18 protein-coding genes, 1 tRNA gene and 1 riboswitch are annotated in these 17,399 nt (G+C 35.5%); of the genes, 4 read left to right on the top strand and 15 right to left on the bottom strand.

Features of this window, described 5'->3' with window-relative positions; translation table 11 throughout:
- Window positions 1-16: 16 nt before the first annotated feature.
- A complete protein-coding gene (locus Q0Y70_RS00500) occupies window positions 17-1,378 on the top strand; it encodes an HD domain-containing protein (RefSeq protein ID WP_297815205.1) in 1,362 nt (453 codons plus the stop codon).
- Between the two features lie 49 nt (window positions 1,379-1,427).
- Here the strand turns inward: Q0Y70_RS00500 and Q0Y70_RS00505 are convergent, their stop codons facing one another.
- The 12 genes from Q0Y70_RS00505 to trpS form a co-directional block, all read right to left on the bottom strand.
- Window positions 1,428-2,408, bottom strand: a complete 981-nt coding sequence (locus Q0Y70_RS00505; protein WP_297815207.1) for a ribose-phosphate diphosphokinase — start codon at window positions 2,406-2,408, stop codon at window positions 1,428-1,430.
- A 119-nt stretch (window positions 2,409-2,527) separates the two neighbouring features.
- Window positions 2,528-3,913, bottom strand: a complete 1,386-nt coding sequence (gene glmU / locus Q0Y70_RS00510) for a bifunctional UDP-N-acetylglucosamine diphosphorylase/glucosamine-1-phosphate N-acetyltransferase GlmU (RefSeq protein ID WP_297815210.1) — start codon at window positions 3,911-3,913, stop codon at window positions 2,528-2,530.
- Window positions 3,914-3,960: 47 nt separating this feature from the next.
- Entirely contained in the window at window positions 3,961-4,791 is an 831-nt protein-coding gene (purR, locus tag Q0Y70_RS00515) for a pur operon repressor (RefSeq protein WP_297815212.1), read from the bottom strand.
- Window positions 4,792-4,908: 117 nt separating this feature from the next.
- Window positions 4,909-5,148 (bottom strand): Veg family protein, encoded by a 240-nt coding sequence (locus Q0Y70_RS00520; protein ID WP_297815215.1) that lies wholly within the window; start codon window positions 5,146-5,148, stop codon window positions 4,909-4,911.
- Window positions 5,149-5,212: 64 nt separating this feature from the next.
- A complete protein-coding gene (gene rsmA / locus Q0Y70_RS00525; protein WP_297815218.1) occupies window positions 5,213-6,103 on the bottom strand; it encodes a 16S rRNA (adenine(1518)-N(6)/adenine(1519)-N(6))-dimethyltransferase RsmA in 891 nt (296 codons plus the stop codon).
- Window positions 6,093-6,653 carry a ribonuclease M5 gene (gene rnmV / locus Q0Y70_RS00530; RefSeq protein WP_297815223.1) on the bottom strand — a complete coding sequence of 187 codons (561 nt, stop codon included), beginning with the start codon at window positions 6,651-6,653 and terminating at the stop codon, window positions 6,093-6,095. Before rnmV ends, rsmA begins: the two co-directional genes overlap by 11 nt.
- Complete coding sequence (locus Q0Y70_RS00535; protein WP_297815225.1) at window positions 6,640-7,410, bottom strand: TatD family hydrolase; 771 nt, start codon at window positions 7,408-7,410, stop codon at window positions 6,640-6,642. The genes rnmV and Q0Y70_RS00535 overlap by 14 nt, the downstream gene beginning before the upstream one ends.
- Window positions 7,410-9,392, bottom strand: a complete 1,983-nt coding sequence (metG, locus tag Q0Y70_RS00540) for a methionine--tRNA ligase (protein ID WP_297815228.1) — start codon at window positions 9,390-9,392, stop codon at window positions 7,410-7,412. The genes Q0Y70_RS00535 and metG overlap by 1 nt, the downstream gene beginning before the upstream one ends.
- A 115-nt stretch (window positions 9,393-9,507) precedes the next feature.
- Window positions 9,508-10,530, bottom strand: coding sequence for a cation-transporting P-type ATPase (locus Q0Y70_RS00545; RefSeq protein ID WP_297815230.1), 1,023 nt, complete (start codon window positions 10,528-10,530; stop codon window positions 9,508-9,510).
- A gap of 79 nt (window positions 10,531-10,609) precedes the next feature.
- Window positions 10,610-10,782, bottom strand: a riboswitch (M-box (ykoK) riboswitch).
- A 63-nt stretch (window positions 10,783-10,845) separates the two neighbouring features.
- On the bottom strand, window positions 10,846-11,433 hold the full coding sequence (locus Q0Y70_RS00550; protein ID WP_297815234.1) for a TPM domain-containing protein: 588 nt from the start codon (window positions 11,431-11,433) through the stop codon (window positions 10,846-10,848).
- Complete coding sequence (locus Q0Y70_RS00555) at window positions 11,423-11,917, bottom strand: deaminase (protein WP_297815236.1); 495 nt, start codon at window positions 11,915-11,917, stop codon at window positions 11,423-11,425. The genes Q0Y70_RS00550 and Q0Y70_RS00555 overlap by 11 nt, the downstream gene beginning before the upstream one ends.
- 9 nt (window positions 11,918-11,926) lie before the next feature.
- Window positions 11,927-12,949 (bottom strand): tryptophan--tRNA ligase, encoded by a 1,023-nt coding sequence (trpS, locus tag Q0Y70_RS00560; RefSeq protein WP_297815238.1) that lies wholly within the window; start codon window positions 12,947-12,949, stop codon window positions 11,927-11,929.
- A gap of 145 nt (window positions 12,950-13,094) precedes the next feature.
- Here trpS and Q0Y70_RS00565 point away from each other — a divergent pair, with 145 nt between their 5' ends.
- Window positions 13,095-13,709 (top strand): SOS response-associated peptidase family protein, encoded by a 615-nt coding sequence (locus tag Q0Y70_RS00565; protein ID WP_297815243.1) that lies wholly within the window; start codon window positions 13,095-13,097, stop codon window positions 13,707-13,709.
- 23 nt (window positions 13,710-13,732) lie between these two features.
- Window positions 13,733-13,803 (top strand) — tRNA-Gly (locus Q0Y70_RS00570).
- Window positions 13,804-13,852: 49 nt separating this feature from the next.
- Here the strand turns inward: Q0Y70_RS00570 and Q0Y70_RS00575 are convergent.
- The 3 genes from Q0Y70_RS00575 to Q0Y70_RS00585 form a co-directional block, all read right to left on the bottom strand.
- On the bottom strand, window positions 13,853-14,524 hold the full coding sequence (locus Q0Y70_RS00575; RefSeq protein WP_297815244.1) for a type II CAAX prenyl endopeptidase Rce1 family protein: 672 nt from the start codon (window positions 14,522-14,524) through the stop codon (window positions 13,853-13,855).
- Window positions 14,525-14,586: 62 nt separating this feature from the next.
- Window positions 14,587-14,949, bottom strand: coding sequence for a hypothetical protein (locus tag Q0Y70_RS00580; RefSeq protein WP_297815247.1), 363 nt, complete (start codon window positions 14,947-14,949; stop codon window positions 14,587-14,589).
- Window positions 14,942-16,255 carry a Y-family DNA polymerase gene (locus tag Q0Y70_RS00585; RefSeq protein WP_297815249.1) on the bottom strand — a complete coding sequence of 438 codons (1,314 nt, stop codon included), beginning with the start codon at window positions 16,253-16,255 and terminating at the stop codon, window positions 14,942-14,944. Before Q0Y70_RS00585 ends, Q0Y70_RS00580 begins: the two co-directional genes overlap by 8 nt.
- Window positions 16,256-16,392: 137 nt before the next feature.
- On the opposite strand from Q0Y70_RS00585, the gene Q0Y70_RS00590 reads away from it, so the two are divergent.
- Window positions 16,393-17,259 carry an ROK family protein gene (locus Q0Y70_RS00590; RefSeq protein ID WP_297815251.1) on the top strand — a complete coding sequence of 289 codons (867 nt, stop codon included), beginning with the start codon at window positions 16,393-16,395 and terminating at the stop codon, window positions 17,257-17,259.
- Window positions 17,260-17,399 lie beyond the last annotated feature (140 nt).

A 17,399-nucleotide genomic window follows, 5' to 3' on the forward strand; every position in this document is an offset into this window, starting at 1 on the left:
AAATATTATAAGAAAAATGGAAAAATTTCAAAGCGAACAATTAGATCATGAAAAAGTATTTCGTGATCCAGTACATACTTACGTACATGTTAAAGACAAAGTTATTTTTGATGTAATCAATGCCAAAGAATTTCAACGTTTAAGACGTATTAAACAATTAGGTCCAGCAAGTTATGTTTTTGCTGGCGCAACTCATACACGTTTCGAACATAATCTAGGTGTTTATGAATTGACACGCCGCATTTGCAATATTTTTGAAGAAAAATATCCAAGCAGACAACCTGGTGATGGCTTATGGGATAAAAACGAAACATTACTTGCTGAATGTGCCGCACTTCTTCACGACATTGGTCACGGACCTTATTCTCACACCTTTGAGCACTTATTTGACACTAATCATGAAAAAATGGGACAGCAAATTATTACTGACAAAAATACTGAGGTTAACAAGGCATTACGTCAAGTTGGACCTAACTTTCCTGAATTAGTTGCTAGTGTCATTGCGAAAACTTATCCTAATCCTCAAGTGGTGAAATTAATTTCAAGTCAAGCAGATGCCGACAGAATGGATTACTTATTGCGGGATGCTTATTTTACAGGCGTAACTTATGGTGCGTTTGACTTAACTAGAATCTTAGAAGTAATTCGTCCTTACCGTGATGGGATTTGTTTCACTTACAAGGGAATCCATGCAGTTGAAGACTATATTATCAGCCGCTATCAGATGTATCAACAAGTTTACTTTCACCGGGTAAATCGTTCAATGGAAGTCATCTTGCATCATTTATTACAGCGAGCACAAAAAATTTATCAAGAAGGTAAACTACAGGTTATACCACAACTTGCGGCCTTTTTAAAAGGTGAATGGGATTTAGATGATTACTTGCGTTTAGATGACGGCGTCATGGAAACTAACTTTTTATGGTGGACCCAATCTGGTGACCAAATCTTATCCGATCTAGCTAGCCGCTATCTATATCGCCATCCTTTAGAAAGCGTCAAAATCAATGACGAAACTAAGAATTTAATTCCTAAACTGGATAAATTAATCGAACAGGCAGGCTTTAATCCTAAATACTACACTGATACTAATTCCGCATTTGATGAACCTTATGATGCTTATAAACCTACAGGTAAAAATGCGCATAGTCCAATTGAAATTATGCAAGAAGATGGAACTTTAGTAGAATTATCTGAAGTCAGTCCATTAGTAAAATCATTAAATGGAACACTTCAAGGTGACGAGCGCTTCTTCTTTCCTAAAACAATGGTCAAACAAAGCAGAGAACCTCAAATCTTTGATCCAATTTATCAGGAATTTCAAAAATATATCCGCAATAATGAATTACATTATTTACGAAGACCCAACAAAAAATAAAAAAAGATCCTTGGTTATAAAAATACAACCAAGGATTTTTTATCGGATCTTAGTTCTTAAACTTATTTGCTTCAAAACGAGTATCAAATAATGGACTAACTGGCTTATGTTCTTGGATGAACTTAATAGCTTGACCCATTAATGGTCCGACAGACACTACTTCAGCCTTAGATAATTGTTTTTCTTCAGGTTGGTTAATTGAGTCGGTCAAAATTAACTTCTTAATTGGAGAAGCATTCAAACGATCAATTGCAGGTCCAGATAAAACTGCGTGAGTAGCTGAAGCATATACTTCAGTAGCACCTGCATCAATCAAAGCTTGTGAAGCTAAAGTAATCGTACCAGCGGTATCAATCATATCATCGATAATGATCGCACGTTTACCTTTGACATCCCCGATAATGTTCATAACTTCAGCAACATTAGCTTTAGGACGACGTTTATCAACAATAGCAATTGGAGCTTTCAAAAACTCTGCTAACTTACGTGCACGAGTTACACCACCATGGTCTGGTGAAACAACAACAGCATCTTTTTCCAAATTATGGCTTAAGAAGTAATCTGCTAAAAGTGGTGCTCCCATCAAGTTATCAACTGGAATATCGAAGAAACCTTGAATTTGTGGTGCGTGTAAATCAAGTGATAATACACGATCAGCACCAGAAGTTTGAATCATATCCGCAACTAATTTAGCTGTAATTGGTTCACGTGCGCGGGTCTTACGATCTTGACGAGCATAACCATAATATGGCATTACCACATTAACAGTGCGAGCTGAAGCACGTTTAACTGCATCAATCATGATTAGTAATTCCATTAAGTTGTCATTAACTGGCGCACTAGTTGATTGGATTAAATAAACATCTTTACCACGAACTGATTCGTCGATATTGATTTGGATTTCTCCATCACTAAAACGTTTAACGCTGGATTTACCTAGCTTTACACCCACAGTATCAGCAATTTTTTCTGCTAATGGCTTGTTAGAGTTGAGTGCAAAGAGTTTAATATTTTCGTCTAATTTAGACATAGTTTCCTCCGCAAAAAAAGCTTACATATCAACTATTATAATAGCAAAAAAATGACCAAGATGCTTAGATTTTAAAAAAAGAGTTGAATTTTTCAATCCAACTCTTTAGTCAATTTATTTTAATCCCATTCTTTATCTTTTGATAAAGGTAACTTATGCCAGTAATCAGGTTTATTAGTTTGACGTCCTCTGGCAATAGCCATGTCGTATTTTTCAACATCTTTTGTAATAGTTGAATCAGCTGCTACAAAGGCATGATCAGCAATGTTAACTGGGGCAATAATTGTTGCACCTGCTCCGATAAATGAGTGGTCACCCACATTAGTATGGAACTTTTTAACTCCATCATAGTTAGAAAAGATAGTACCACAACCAATGTTAATATCTTTACCTAAAGTAGCATCTCCAACATAAGTTAAATGACCGACCTTAGTATCTTCACCAATTTCAGCCTTTTTAATTTCAACAAAGTTACCGATATGAGCACCCTTGCGGATAATAGCTTGTGGACGCAAGTGAGAATTTGGACCAATGTCGGTGTTATCATCCATTTGAGCTTCTTGAAGAGTTGATGAAGTAATAGTTACATTGTTGCCAATCTTAGAATCAACAATTCTTGATCCGCTAGTAATGTAACATTCGCTACCAATTTCAGTCTTACCTTTAATTACGACATTGCCTTCAATAACAGTATCATTACCAATCTTAACATCGCTATCAATATATGCAGTATCTGGATCAATAAAGGAAACACCATTACACATATGAGATTCGTTAATACGTTTTTGCATAATCTTAGTAGCTTGAGCTAAAGCAATCCGGTCGTTTACTCCTAAGCTTTCGCTAAAATCAGACATTTCGTAAGCCCCAACTTTTTTGCCAGCTTTACGCATAATTTCTAAAACGTCAGTTAAATAGTATTCACCTTGAGCATTATCATTGCCAACTTGCTTTAAGGCATCAAATAATTCTTTATTATTAAAGGCAAAAACACCAGTATTAATTTCATCAACAGCTAATTCTTGAGCATTGCCATCTTTTTGTTCAACAATACGCAAAACATTGCCTTCATCATCACGAATAATTCTTCCATAACCAAATGGGTTAGGTGCTTTAGCTGTTAAAACAGTAGCACTATTACCATCAGTTATGTGTTTTTCAAATAAATTATTGAAAGTTTCACTAGTAAATAAAGGTGTATCACCAGTTGCAACTAAGGTGACACCATCTAAATCAGCTAATAAATCACTAGCTGCCATTACAGCATCTCCGGTACCTAGTTGTTTTTCTTGAAAAGCAAATTCTGATTGGCCTGCTAAAACATCTTTTACCTTTTCAGCACCAGTTCCCACAACCGTAATGATCTTATCAGCATTAGTGCCTTTAGCTGCATCGACTACATGCTCTACCATAGTCTTACCACAAACCTTATGTAAGACTTTGTAAAGTTTAGATTTCATTCTGGTACCTTTACCAGCAGCTAAAATAACTACGTATTTATTCATTTATGTTTGATCCCCTTTAATTTTAACTAGCTATAAGTATAGCATTTTTAAAAACGATCGAAATCAGTCTGCTCTAAAAAGTTACCTGGTTCTACTTTGATCAACTTTTTATTTCGATCCACTTCAGTAATTTTAATCAAAGACTGGTAGTCATCAACTACTTTTTGAGAAGCGTATTTAGTTTCACACAGAACGCTCATACCTACTACATGGCAGTCAAACTCATTAACTAATTCTTCCATACCAGTCAACGTGCCGCCGCCTTTCATAAAGTCGTCAACAATTAAGACATTTGAACCGCTTGGCAAGCTTCTTTTAGCTAATTCCATTTTTTCAACGCGATCACTTGAAGAAGCAACATAATTAACTGAAATAGTAGCACCTTCTGTAATTTTAGGGCGTCTTCTAACTAATACAAATGGAACATTCAAAAAACGGCTTACAGCTTGAGCAATCGCAATCCCTTTAGTTTCAACAGTCATCACATAGTCAACATTGCTATAGGCATATTTAGTTGCAATTAATTGTCCAATTTGACGCAAATCCTGTGGTGAACCCAAAATATCTGATAAATAAACAAAATTTCCTGGCAAAATTCGATCAGGTTCTTCAATACGATCAGCAAGTTCATGCAAATATTCACTAGCTTGTTTTTTACCGACAAAAGGAATATAACGTACTCCACCGGCAGCTCCAGCAACTGTTTCTAAGATACCATCTTGGTTGCTAGCTAAAGTATGCTTCAATATTGCAAGATCTTCAGAAATTGAAGACTTAGCTGCATCATAGCGCTCAGCAAAAAAAGGCAGCGCAATTAACGTATGCGGTCTTGCCAATAAATACTTCACCATATCAACTAATCGTTCTGAACGTTTCATGAATTTTACCTTCCTAAGTTTGTATTTCCAAAAATTAATAATACTCTATAAACAAAAAAATCACTAGCATTTTTTATCAAAGACTAGTGATTGTTCGGAATTTTATTAAGTTTTTATCTACATTTCATCAAACTCAAGTTCAATGTTCTTAGTTAAAAGATCTGTGTAACTGTAAGATACTCTCTCAAAATTATTTTGATCTTGATCTAAATCAACTACAAATACTGCTCGATAAGTCTTAGTTAACACACCTTTTCTACGCGTAACTTTCTTGCGACCTGCTTGAGCTACTACTACTAAACTCTCACCCAAGTGAGAGTCCAAATTCTGCTTAATTGCCGTTAAACTCATTGGCACTGGACGTCACTCCTTTATGTATGAAACATATTCTATCACAAATTCTATATATTATCAAGGATAGCTATGCTTGACGGCTAGCTAGAGCTTTAGAGAGGGCAATAAATTGATCTAGTGTCAGCTCTTCGGGACGAACTCTTAAATCTAACCCAAGATCAGTAATTAATTTTTCACGTTCATCTTTATCAGCAATAAAAGTCTTTAAGTTGTTAGACAAGGTCTTTCTGCGCTGAGCAAAAGCAATTTTTACTACATGATCAAAATACTTGTAATCAGAAATATCTGGTTTTTGAACTAAAGGACTGAGTACAACTACCGCAGAATCAACTTTAGGCCTTGGCATAAAAGAAGTGCTTTTAACATCTAAGGCATATTTCACATGCATTCTAGATTGTACAGCTAGTGTTAATGGGCCATAGGCCTTAGTTTTAGGAGCAGCAGTTAAACGTTCAGCCACTTCTTTTTGCATCATTAAAGTCAAACTAACAAAGTTTAAATCGCTTTTAATTAGATCAAAAATAATTGGGGTAGTAATGTAATATGGTAAGTTGGCTACAATCTTAATTGGCTTATTTAAGTCCAAAAAACCTGCTGTATCTTTTTCAAAATCAGCTTTTAAAACATCCTTCATTACCAACTTAAAGCGTTGATCTAACTCTTGACCTTCAATAGTTTGTGGTAATTCATTATGCAAAATTTCAGGCAAATCTTGATCTACTTCATAAGCCAAAACTTTAGCACCAGCTAATAATAATTGCTCAGTTAAAGAACCAATGCCCGGACCAATTTCAATTACTTGATCATTTTTGGTAATATCAGCAGCTTTCACAATTCCTTTAATTGCATCAAGATCTACTAAAAAATTTTGTCCCAAATTCTTTTTAGCATGCATAAAATAGCGATTAATAATTGCCTGAGTTCTAACAGGTGTACCAATTGCAATATTATTGGACATGACTGACAGCCTCCTTAAGTTGCTCATAACTAATGCCAAACATGTTTAAACGTCGCAAAAACTGCTTAGCATTGCCGTAACCAATTCCCAACTCGATTCCAACTTTTTCTCGTAAGATTCTTGCATCAGGTCCCATTCCTAGGCCTAAAGCAAAATACTGCTCACGGCTAATTTCCTGACCGGTATTTTTTACTTGATGTAGATCAGCTAAAGCTCGCTCTAGTGCCTCTTTAGACGCATGCTCAACACCTAAGCTATTGCCACGTTTAGTTGGCTCGCCTTCTTTACGAGTTATGAATGCTTGCTTAGCATTTGGGACAACACGACTAACAAGTTTTCGAATTCTTTCTCCATTATAGTCAGGATCGGTAAAAATAATAATTTCACGGCTTTGAGAAAGCTTAGCTATTTGAACTAAAGTTTGTTCAGATACTTCTGAGCCATTAGTTTCAATTGTTTCAATGCCAGGGAAAAATTGTTTCAAACGCTTAGTATCATCACGTCCTTCGACAACTACTACGGCATTAAAATGTTTATTATTTGATTCCATATATTCTCATCGCGTTTTCATAAGTATGTTGGGCAACTTGCTCAACACTGGTATTTCTTAAATTAGCAATTGCTTGAGCTACATAACGTACATAACCCGTTTCATTTTGCCGGCCTCGATAAGGCTTAGGTGTTAAATAAGGAGCATCAGTTTCAATTAACATCCTATCCCAAGGTACGACCTTGGCAGATGCATGCACATCGACTGCTTTAGTAAAAGAAACAACCCCCGAAAATGATACCATCATCCCTAAATCAAGAAACTTTTTAAGCCACTGAGGATCACCATTAAAATTATGGATTATTCCACCATATTCTCCTACATGACTATCTTTTAAAACTTGATAAGTATCTTCAAAGGCATCGCGAGTATGAATATTGACTGGCATCTTTAATTCATGGGCAATATCTAATTGCTCAGCAAAAACTTTCCTTTGAATATCTCTTGGTGACTCATCCCAATAATAATCAAGACCAATTTCGCCTAAAGCAACACATTTATCAACTTGCAATTGTTCAATTAGCTTATCTTGAGCCTTTTGATCAAAATCTTTAGCAACATCAGGGCAGTAGCCGACAATTGCATACAAATTATCAAAACGTTGGCTCAAATCAATTGCTCGCTCATTAAATTCTGGATCTTGTCCAGCTACAGCTGCCTTAGTTACACACAAGCTTTTTGCTCTTTGCAGATAAAATTCTTCTTTTCCTCTAAAGGGCTCATCATTCAAATGAGTATGTGAATCAAAGATTTCCATTATCCTAAAAGTGCTCCTACTTCATGCTCGTCGCCAACCAAGGCTAATTTAACCTCGCCTTGTTTTTCACTAGATAAAAGCATTCCTTGGCTAAGTTGTCCTAACATCTTACGTGGTTTAAGGTTAGTGACTGCTAAGACTTTCTTACCTACTAATTCTTGCTCATTTGGATAAAATGCAGCAATTCCACTTAAGATTTGACGATCTTCACTTTCTCCAAAATCAAGTTTAAAGGCGAGTAGCTTCTTTGAACCCTTGACTGGTTCTACGCTCAAGATCTTACCTACTTTAATTTGGACCTTATCAAAATCATCAATAGAAATTTCTGGTGTCTTGACTGCTTTTTGCTGACTACGAGTTTGCTTTTTAGGCTTTGCCTTAGCCATTTGCTCTTTGATGTATTTAACTTCAACATCGTTCTTTAATCTTGGGAAAATCGGCTTTGGATCAGCAGTTACTTTATTGTTCCAGCCATAGGCACCCCATTCGAGTTTAGTTGCGTTTTTATCATCTAAGCTCAAACCAAGTTGTTCAAACATCTTAACTGGGCTTTGTGTCATAATTGGACGAATTAATAATGCCACCAAACGTAAACTCTCTGCTAGGTTAGTCATAACGCGAGAAAGTTCTTGGCTTTTGCCTTCTTTGTTTAAAACCCATGGCGTTGTTTCATCGATGTATTTATTAGCACGTGAAATTAACTTCCAGATAGTATCTAAAGCCTTAGAAAAGTGAAGTTCATCCATTTGCTGATGATAAGTTTCGATAGTTTCTTGAGCAATCTTTCTTAAATCAGCACCTAATTCATCTTCATCATTAGCTACTGGAGCAACTAAGCCATCTTGGTATTGATTAATCATTGAAACAGTTCTGTTGAGTAAATTACCAAGATCATTAGCCAAGTCAAAGTTAACTCTTTCTACAAAGTCTTCTGGTGTAAAAATACCATCTGAACCAAATGGAATGGCGCGCATTAAGTAATAACGTAAAGCATCTAAGCCGTAACGTTCAACAATCATTTCTGGGTAAACTGCATTACCTTTAGACTTAGACATCTTGCCGTCTTTCATTAATACCCAGCCGTGACCAAATATTTGCTTAGGTAGTGGTAAGTCCAATGCCATAAGCATAATTGGCCAATAAATTGTATGGAATCGAACGATTTCTTTACCAACTAAGTGAACATCAGCTGGCCAATATTTTTTAAAGAGTGAATCATCATTTGAGCCATAACCTAAAGCGCTGATATAGTTAGACAAAGCATCAATCCATACATAAACCACATGCTTGGGATCACTAGGCACAGGAATTCCCCAATCAACTGTAGTACGAGTAACTGAAAGATCTTCTAGTCCTGGCTTAATAAAGTTATTGATCATTTCTTTTTCACGTGAATGCGGCAAAATGAATTCTGGATGATCCTTGTAATATTGAAGCAAGCGATCCGCATATTTACTCATCTTAAAGAAATATGATGGTTCCTTGATTAGCTTAACTTCATGACCTGACGGAGCTTTTCCTCCAATAACTTTGCCATTGTCATCTCTATAAACTTCGGCTAATTGTGATTCAGTAAAGTATTCTTCATCTTCAACTGAATACCATCCAGTATATTCACCTAAATAAATATCGCCCTGCTTTAAAAGCTTTTCAAAGATCTTTTGAACAGCTTCAACGTGCTGCTTATCAGTAGTACGGATAAACTTATCATAAGAAATATCTAGCATCTTCCATAATTTTTTATATGAAGCTGCCATTTCATCTACATATTCTTGAGGCTTAATATTTTTTTGAGCCGCCTTTTGTTCAATCTTTAAGCCGTGTTCGTCATCACCAGTTAAAAAGAAGGTATCATAACCCTCATTACGCTTATAGCGAGCCATGGCATCAGCCGCCACTGTAGTATAAGCATTACCGATAGTTAATTTTCCAGATGGATAATAAATTGGCGTCGTAATATAAAATGTTTTCTTTTCTGCCATAATTTTCTGCTCCCTCATTGTTTTATTGCTAGTATATCATAGCATTCCAGTAAGCAAAGGTGGACAAAAAAGAGAATCTTTAAGTGATTCTCTTTCTAAATTCAAATTATTCTAGTTAGTTCTTCGCGGCTTCAAATAATCTTTTCATTGGCGCTCGCATTAAAGTTCCTTTAACGACGTTATTAGTAACCTTGCTTGACAAAATTTCAGGTACTACTCCAATTGTAGCAGCTAAAGCAAAAATGATCGCATTAATTATGCTACCTTTGGTCACGTCACTGACTAACAAGACAAATGGTAAGATCACAATACTTGTAGTCAGAAGAATTTTGATAATATCTTTAATGCCAATATCAAGCACTGCTTGTCCAATTTCATTTTTTGAAACATCTTGAGCTAATCTACCAAAGACACTATGGTTGCCACGTGCAAAGACAACACCTACTCCACTACCTGATACTACACTAGTGCCTTGAAAAGCAATGTTAGGATAATCCAAATAATGATTGTCCATTTGAGCAGCTGGCTTTTTTACTGCATCTTTACTAACTGGTTTATTTTGACCAGTCAAAGAACTTGCAGAGCAATATAATTCATTGGTTTCAATTAAGCGCATATCAGCCGGAACAATGTCACCAGCTTCAAGATAAACCAAGTCACCATTGACTAAATTTTTAGCTGATAAAATTTGTTTTTCATCATCACGACGAACAGTAATTTTATGAGTACTACGATCTAATAAAGTTTCAATTTCACTATTAGTATGCATATTTTGAATAAAGTTAATCAATGAAGCAAGTAATGCAACGGTGAAAGTAATTGCGGTAATGCTTAAATCTTTTTGGGAACTTACACAAAGGTAATTAGTGAAAAAAGAAACTACTGAAATTGCAAGTAATACAAAAATAAATGGTGTCAAAAATGATTCAATTAATAAGTGAATCGTTTGATTGCCTTTTTTGGTAGTGATTTCGTTTTTACCATAAGCTTGTAATCTTTGGCAAGCTTCCTTACTTGGTAAACCACTAGTTGAAGTTTTAAGGCGTTGCAATGTGGCGAATTTTTCTTCTTGCGCAATTCGACAAACTAACTTCATGTCTGCAGTTAATTTTTTGTCGGAGTTGGTAAATCTGAGCATTTTCAACATCCTTTCATAAAAAACTAGCAAACAAACGAAAAAGACCGATGCAAAAACTGCATCGGTCTTTTTAAGCGATCTTATATACTCGTCGTTCAGTTTTAACACTACGTGACGTAAGGTTATAAAAATATAACTAGCTGGCTGGGGAGGGCCTTATATCGACGATCCCTGTTTGACCCGTTGGCATCTCTGGATGTTGCTGGGCGACAGCATGTGTTCACGTAGGAGTCTCACCTAACAGTTTATTTGCTTTACTTATTTAATTTCTATAATTACTTTAAAGAGATTTTTCAAATTAGTCAAGCACTTAATTTAATTTTTTATCTTCCAATGTTGATACCAGCTAAATGCCGCTGTTGCAATGACCGCAATCACTATCCCCCATACCAAATTAACACTTTGTGGGTGGTTGATTTTTTGCATTTGTTCTTGCGTCAATGTGTTTTTATCACCCGGAAAACTATATTTTTGATCTACTAATGTTGTGCAAGCATTAATTACTAAAGCAATACCTTTATTGAAAGTACTACTTTTACTGCTTCTAAGATCCTTTCCTGCATAACGAATAATATTCGATATTTGCGTTTGAGATAAAACTTTTTCTAAACTTTTACCTACTAGAATCTGCACATTCTTGCGATCATTTTTACTATGTCCTGTTGCGATAATAACTTGTTTAGCTTTAGGCTTTATTTCTTTGATTTGATCATCATTTTTAACAGAAACCAAAATAATTTGCGGCTTTGCTTTAGTTTTACGATAGTAATTATTCTTAGTTTCAACTAATTGGCGCGTAGCATCATTATAGAAATTCAATGGATCTTTGACACTTGAACTTCCCATAGCCATTAAAAGTAACATTAAGGGTAAGAAAAACAGGCAAAATACTTTATTCTTCATTTGCATCTTCAGCCTTTTTCAAATGATCTTCTAGACTTTGCACATATTTACGCTCTAAGCGCACCTGTTCGATCGCTACGCCTTTTTCACGCAATAATTTTAAAGCTAGAGGATTGTCATGGTAATCATAATAATAATTAATCTTCTTAATATCCGCTTGCACCAGGCACTTACTACAGTTAAAACATGGAAAATAGGTTACATAAATTTCTGTATCTTCAGTCGAAATACCATTTTTGGCACACTGAATAAGAGCGTTCATTTCTGAATGAATAGTGCGCACGCAATGACCATCAACCATTAAATGACCAACATCATCACAATGTGGTTGACCAGAAACACTGCCGTTATACCCTGTTGCAATCATCCGGTCATCTTTGACTAAGACGCTACCTACCAAAGCCCGATCACAAGTTGAACGTTGCGAAATGACTAAAGCCTGCATCATAAAGTATTGTTTCCAAGGAATTCTATCGCGTGACATGATAAACCTCTATTTACGATCAAAATAATTTAAACCAATAGCATCTCGAACTTCATTTAAAGTCTTATTAGCAACTTCATTTGCTTTCTTAGAGCCTTCGATCAACATTTCATAAACACTATCAGGATCTTGAGCAAATTGCTGACGACGTTGTCTAATTGGGGCTAATTCGTCTTCTAATACCTCATTAAGGTATTTTTTAATCTTAACATCCCCTAAACCGCCTTTTTGGTACTGCTCTTTTAAATCAGCAACTTTTTCTTTATCTGGGGCAAAAACATCAAGATAAGTAAAAACAGTATTGCCTTCAACTTGACCTGGATCTTCAACGTGGATATGGTTTGGATCAGTATACATTGACATAACTTTCTTATGAACTGTTTTAGCATCGTCAGATAAGTAGATGGCATTACCTAAAGATTTTGACATCTTAGCATTTCCATCTAAACCAGGAAGTCTGCCTTGGCCTTTTGGCGGGAAATAGCCTTTTGGCTCAACTAAAACATCACAATTATAAACACGATTAAAAGTCCGCACAATTTCACGAGTTTGCTCAAGCATCGGCTCTTGGTCATCTCCTACAGGAATTACAGTGGCCTTGAATGCCGTAATATCCGCAGCTTGAGAGACTGGATAGTTCAAAAATCCTACAGGAATTGAATCTTTAAAGTTCTTTTGCTTAATTTCAGTTTTAACAGTTGGGTTTCTTTCAAGACGAGCAACAGTTACTAAATCCATGTAATAAGCAGTCAATTCAAACAAAGCGGGAATTTGCGATTGAACATAAATGGTGGATTTTTGAGGATCCAATCCCACAGCTAAATAGTCAAGTGCTACTTCAATTAAACTATTTCTTATTTTTTCAGGATCACGTGCGTTATCAGTCAAAGCTTGCGTATCTGCAATCATGATATATGGATCATATTTACCCTCATTTTGAAGCTTAACGCGGTTTTTTAATGAGCCAATGTAGTGACCAATATGAAGTTTTCCAGTTGGACGATCACCAGTTAATAATATTTCTTTTGCCATAATTTTCTCCTTAATTAAATATCGATTCCATGGTATTTATAAAGCCTTTAATATACTTGCTATTCTAGCAAAAATCCTTCTTTGTTCAAAGCTGGTCTATTCTTGTTAAAATGAAATTGTGTTAATTAATCAGAAAGGAAATCTCATGTGTAATCACTATCAATTACCGACCTTAAAAGAAATTGAACGCTATTTAAAAGGAGACCTGCACCTGCCATTAATTGCACCAAGTTTTGAAAAGCAGAAATTTGATAAGCCACTAGAAATTTATCCTAAAAGTGCCGCACTAGTCCTGCTTTACCAGGATGACAAATTGCAGATTGTCCCTAAAAAATGGGGATATCCAAGTCCCTTCAAGGATAATCAGGTGCTTTTTAATGCTAGAGTCGAAAGATTTTACGAAGCTAAAAAGTCAATGTGGGATACTTCTTTTGCTCGCAGGCGCTGCATTATCTTAGCTAGTCAATTCTTTGAAGCAGGTAAGCAAACTTATACTACTAGTCAAAATAAAACCTACCACCAGCAATTTTCTTTTAAGGAAAAAGATACTCCTTTGACGATGATTGCTGGCATTTATGATCAAGATGATTTTGCGATGGTGACTACTAAACCAAATAAAGTTATGGCGCCAGTCCATGATCGAATGCCATTAGTCCTTAATGCTAGTGAATTACGTCAATGGCTTTTTCAAAACTTTACTTCTTTATTAGATCGAAGTAGCTTTGATCTTAGCCGTATCCAGTTGCCAGAAAGAAAATAAAAATGCTATAATTAACTCGTTATGCGGGTATAGTTTAATGGTAAAACACCAGCTTCCCAAGCTGGGGATGCGGGTTCGATTCACGCTATCCGCTTATTAAGCTAAAAAAAGACGAGCAATCGCTCGTCTTTTTGTTTTTCTATTTAAATTAAAACAATTGCGAAAATTCCATTTAATATAGCTAAATAAATTGGAATCCACATTGATTGTGAATACAAATAAGTCCAGGCTAACGCCATTCCAATAATGACATCAATAACAAATAAGGAAAGTGAGCACTGAAAATTAAGAATACTAAAGAACAGCCCAGAGCAGAAAATTCCTAAAATTCCCGTGACTAGGCTGCTTTTTCTAAAAGCGTAGTTAAAGAAAAAGCCAACTGTCAAAAACTGCTGAAGTGCCGGTAAGATAAAGCCATGAGAAAAAATCAAAAACCAAAATAGTGGTGTGGAATCTCTTTTAGCATAGAGTGCTTGATAATGTGCCAAGGGAAGCTCACCTTTAGCCTGCATATATGCAATCAAAATTCGGCCTGCAATAACTAAAATCGTCATTGCCAAAATAAAACCATAATCTCCTAAAAAAGAAAGCGAAAAGCCTGATTGAAAATAGCGATGCTTTTCACGATTGAAGCGTCTAATATAGAAAAGTAAAGCTACTAAACTAAACAAAACAAAACAGATTACTCCAACCAAATGCACTTTATAGCCAATTACACTTAAAGACTTAAGACCAAAAACAATTAAATATAAAACTAAATAAACACCATATCTAATTAAATTTCCTTGCATTGATGTTGGTGCATTTGTATTCACTAAATCCACTCTCCTTAAGACTCTGCATCTTTTTGATTATACCAAAAATAAGGTCTTGGAGTTTATTTTTTGAGTAAAATGTTATTTATTTCAGAAAGTTTAATTAATTGATGATCAATTATTATCTGATCCTCACTATACCCCTCTACAAAGCCGCAAATATCAGGCAAATAATTTTCTTGGCTATCAAGCTGTTTTAATTGCACACTAACTTGATAGTGATCACCATATGCTTTAATTAAGAGCTCACTGATTCTTTTTTGAGTTAAAGTTGGACGCTTATGATAAATGATACTTTTTTGGGCATTGTCTTGATTAATTTTAGCGGTATGATCGCTGAGATAATATCCGGCCCATTTTTTCATACCACGATCTTGATAATTTTTAAAAAATCTCTCTACCCGTTCATCAAAATCCTTACTCATAAGCATTACCGCCATTATGACCACCTACTAAAGAACTACGTTCAATAGCAGTTGCCCCTGGCAGTAAACTAGAAGCTTTAACCAAACTAGCAAAACCATAAATTCGGCGAATCTTATCAACAGTTCGATCAAACTTAAATTGCTTGATCTGACTGTCCACTGAACTAAACAGTGACAATTGCTGGTCGGTATCCGGAATTAATTTACCAAAATCAACGCCAATTTCTCTAACAATCTGACCGCCCCACTTCTTTCTAAATAAAGCCACAAGCTCACTGGTTAATTCATGATTACTATTAGTAGCAGTAATAGTTTCACTTGTTACAAAACCACCTCGATGGTCTCCAAATTGTCTTTCTTTTAATGAATAACCAATAAATAAAGTAATCCTTTGAGTTTGAAAATTATGAGCTCTAATTCTAGCAGCTACCTGTTCGCCAATTTCTCTAATTACAATTTCAATTTCTCGTTGGTCAGTATAATCACGCGCTAACACTTGCGAATTCGAATAACTTTTGCTTTTGGGAAAATATTTATGACTAATAATACTGCGATCAACACCCCAACTCATTGCAAAGAGCTGATCACCCATGATGCCAAATTCTCGATGAAGCAGTTCTGGGTCACTATGGGCTAACTCATACATATTGTTAATGCCAATACGTCTTAAATGATTAGCAGTCCGGGTATTAATTCCCCAGACATCTTCTAAATTCTTTATCTTCCAAACTGTATCGGGGACTTCAACATAATGCCAAAAATCAATCATCGACAAACGATGTTTAGCAGATATATCCATAGCAAGTTTTGCTAAAAGCGGATTTTCGCCAATTCCACATGTCGTATAAAGTCCTAAAGTATCATGGATATCTTTTTGAATCTTACGTGCAACTTCATAAGGGTCACTGCCAAAAAGATGCCAGGATCTAGTCATATCCAGCATGCTTTCATCAATTGAATATGTGTGTAAATCTTCAGGTGCACAATATTTTAAAAAGATTTTTTTAATTTCCATAGACTTTTTAATGTATAAATTCATATGTGGATCTACCCTATATAGATCAGGCGTTTGCGTCTTCGGAGGCAAATTTCTTTGCCGCATTACATTTCTCAATCCGTATTTTTTCTTAGCTAAGGGTGATGAGGCCATAATCAAGCCGCCATTGGTATTTTCTTGGCGTGAAATTACACATAAAGCGGTCGTCATCGGATTCAGACCTAGTCGAATACATTCACAGCTTGCATAAAAAGACTTATTATCGATCATAAAAATTAGGCGCTTAGGCTCATAACGATAGTCATACATGATTATCCCTCTCTTCGAACGTATGTTCTTAATAAGCTTAAACTAATTTCCAAATAGTTGCAAGAAAAAAATAAGTTAATATTTGACAGCGCTTTCTAGCTTATTTAGCATATAGTTTTGTAAAGGAGTGATTATTTATGAATCTTATTGCGATCGATATTGGTGGTACAAGTATTAAGTTTGCCAGCTGGAAAAATAATAAATTACATAAGGAGTTTTCAATCGATACTCCTCAAGATTTGAATACTTTTTATGAAGAATTAACTGACGGAGTTAATGAGCTAAAACAAAAAGTTAATGCCTGTGGCGTAGCCATTTCTTCTCCAGGTGCTGTAAATAAAGAAACTGGTGTCATTGAAGGTGCCAGTGCCCTGCCTTATATTCATAACTTTAAGATAGTTCCTGAATTAGAAAAAAGATTCGGTCTACCGGTAAGTATTGAAAATGATGCAAATTGTGCAGCCTTAGGAGAATTAGCTGATGGCACAGCTAAGGGATGCAGTAGTTTGGCATTCTTTGTCATTGGTACAGGTGTTGGCGGCAGCATTATTATCAATCAAAAAATATGGCATGGCGCTCACCTTTATGGTGGAGAATTTGGATATATGTTAATTGATGGAAAACAATTAAGCTCCATCGCATCCCCTGTTGCTATGGCTAAGCGCTATAACGAGCAAACCGGCAAAAACTTTGATGGAAAAACTGTCTTTGCTTTAGCTGATGATGGTGATCCAATTGCTACTAAAGAAAGAGATATCTTGCTCCATGCCCTAGCAAGCGCAATTTTCAATATTCAACATAGCTTTGATCCAGAGAAAATTGTCTTAGGCGGTGGAATTTCCAATAATCCAGAACTAGTAGCTCTGATCAATGATGAAATTGATCGAATTCGTCATAACTTTGACATTACAACTTTAAAACCTGAAATTAGCGTCTGTCAGCTGAAAGCTGATGCTAACTTACGAGGCGCAATTGCTGATTTTGAAAATGAACATCAAAAATAATTCTTTAAAAAGCTTGAGTTTTCAAGCTTTTTTCTTTCGCTCTAAATAAAAGTATATATTTTTGATTTAAAACTATTTACTTTACGTGCAAAAAGGCCTTATAATAAAAATGTACTTTATGAAAGCACTTACACAGGAGG

This window comes from uncultured Lactobacillus sp., from assembly GCF_947367085.1.
In the GTDB taxonomy this organism is placed as follows: Bacteria; Bacillota; Bacilli; order Lactobacillales; family Lactobacillaceae; genus Lactobacillus.

Bases quoted from the DNA above. Each gene is read 5' to 3' on its own strand.
- Q0Y70_RS00585 (WP_297815249.1), bottom strand. From the start codon at position 16,255: ATGTATGACTATCGTTATGAGCCTAAGCGCCTAATTTTTATGATCGAT.
- trpS (WP_297815238.1), bottom strand. From the start codon at position 12,949: ATGGCAAAAGAAATATTATTAACTGGTGATCGTCCAACTGGAAAACTT.
- Q0Y70_RS00590 (WP_297815251.1), top strand. From the start codon at position 16,393: ATGAATCTTATTGCGATCGATATTGGTGGTACAAGTATTAAGTTTGCC.
- Q0Y70_RS00505 (WP_297815207.1), bottom strand. From the start codon at position 2,408: ATGTCTAAATTAGACGAAAATATTAAACTCTTTGCACTCAACTCTAAC.
- purR (WP_297815212.1), bottom strand. From the start codon at position 4,791: ATGAAACGTTCAGAACGATTAGTTGATATGGTGAAGTATTTATTGGCA.
- glmU (WP_297815210.1), bottom strand. From the start codon at position 3,913: ATGAATAAATACGTAGTTATTTTAGCTGCTGGTAAAGGTACCAGAATG.
- metG (WP_297815228.1), bottom strand. From the start codon at position 9,392: ATGGCAGAAAAGAAAACATTTTATATTACGACGCCAATTTATTATCCA.
- rsmA (WP_297815218.1), bottom strand. From the start codon at position 6,103: ATGTCCAATAATATTGCAATTGGTACACCTGTTAGAACTCAGGCAATT.
- Q0Y70_RS00565 (WP_297815243.1), top strand. From the start codon at position 13,095: ATGTGTAATCACTATCAATTACCGACCTTAAAAGAAATTGAACGCTAT.
- Q0Y70_RS00580 (WP_297815247.1), bottom strand. From the start codon at position 14,949: ATGAGTAAGGATTTTGATGAACGGGTAGAGAGATTTTTTAAAAATTAT.
- Q0Y70_RS00500 (WP_297815205.1), top strand. From the start codon at position 17: ATGGAAAAATTTCAAAGCGAACAATTAGATCATGAAAAAGTATTTCGT.
- Q0Y70_RS00545 (WP_297815230.1), bottom strand. From the start codon at position 10,530: ATGCTCAGATTTACCAACTCCGACAAAAAATTAACTGCAGACATGAAG.
- Q0Y70_RS00550 (WP_297815234.1), bottom strand. From the start codon at position 11,433: ATGAAGAATAAAGTATTTTGCCTGTTTTTCTTACCCTTAATGTTACTT.
- rnmV (WP_297815223.1), bottom strand. From the start codon at position 6,653: ATGGAATCAAATAATAAACATTTTAATGCCGTAGTAGTTGTCGAAGGA.
- Q0Y70_RS00535 (WP_297815225.1), bottom strand. From the start codon at position 7,410: ATGGAAATCTTTGATTCACATACTCATTTGAATGATGAGCCCTTTAGA.
- Q0Y70_RS00555 (WP_297815236.1), bottom strand. From the start codon at position 11,917: ATGTCACGCGATAGAATTCCTTGGAAACAATACTTTATGATGCAGGCT.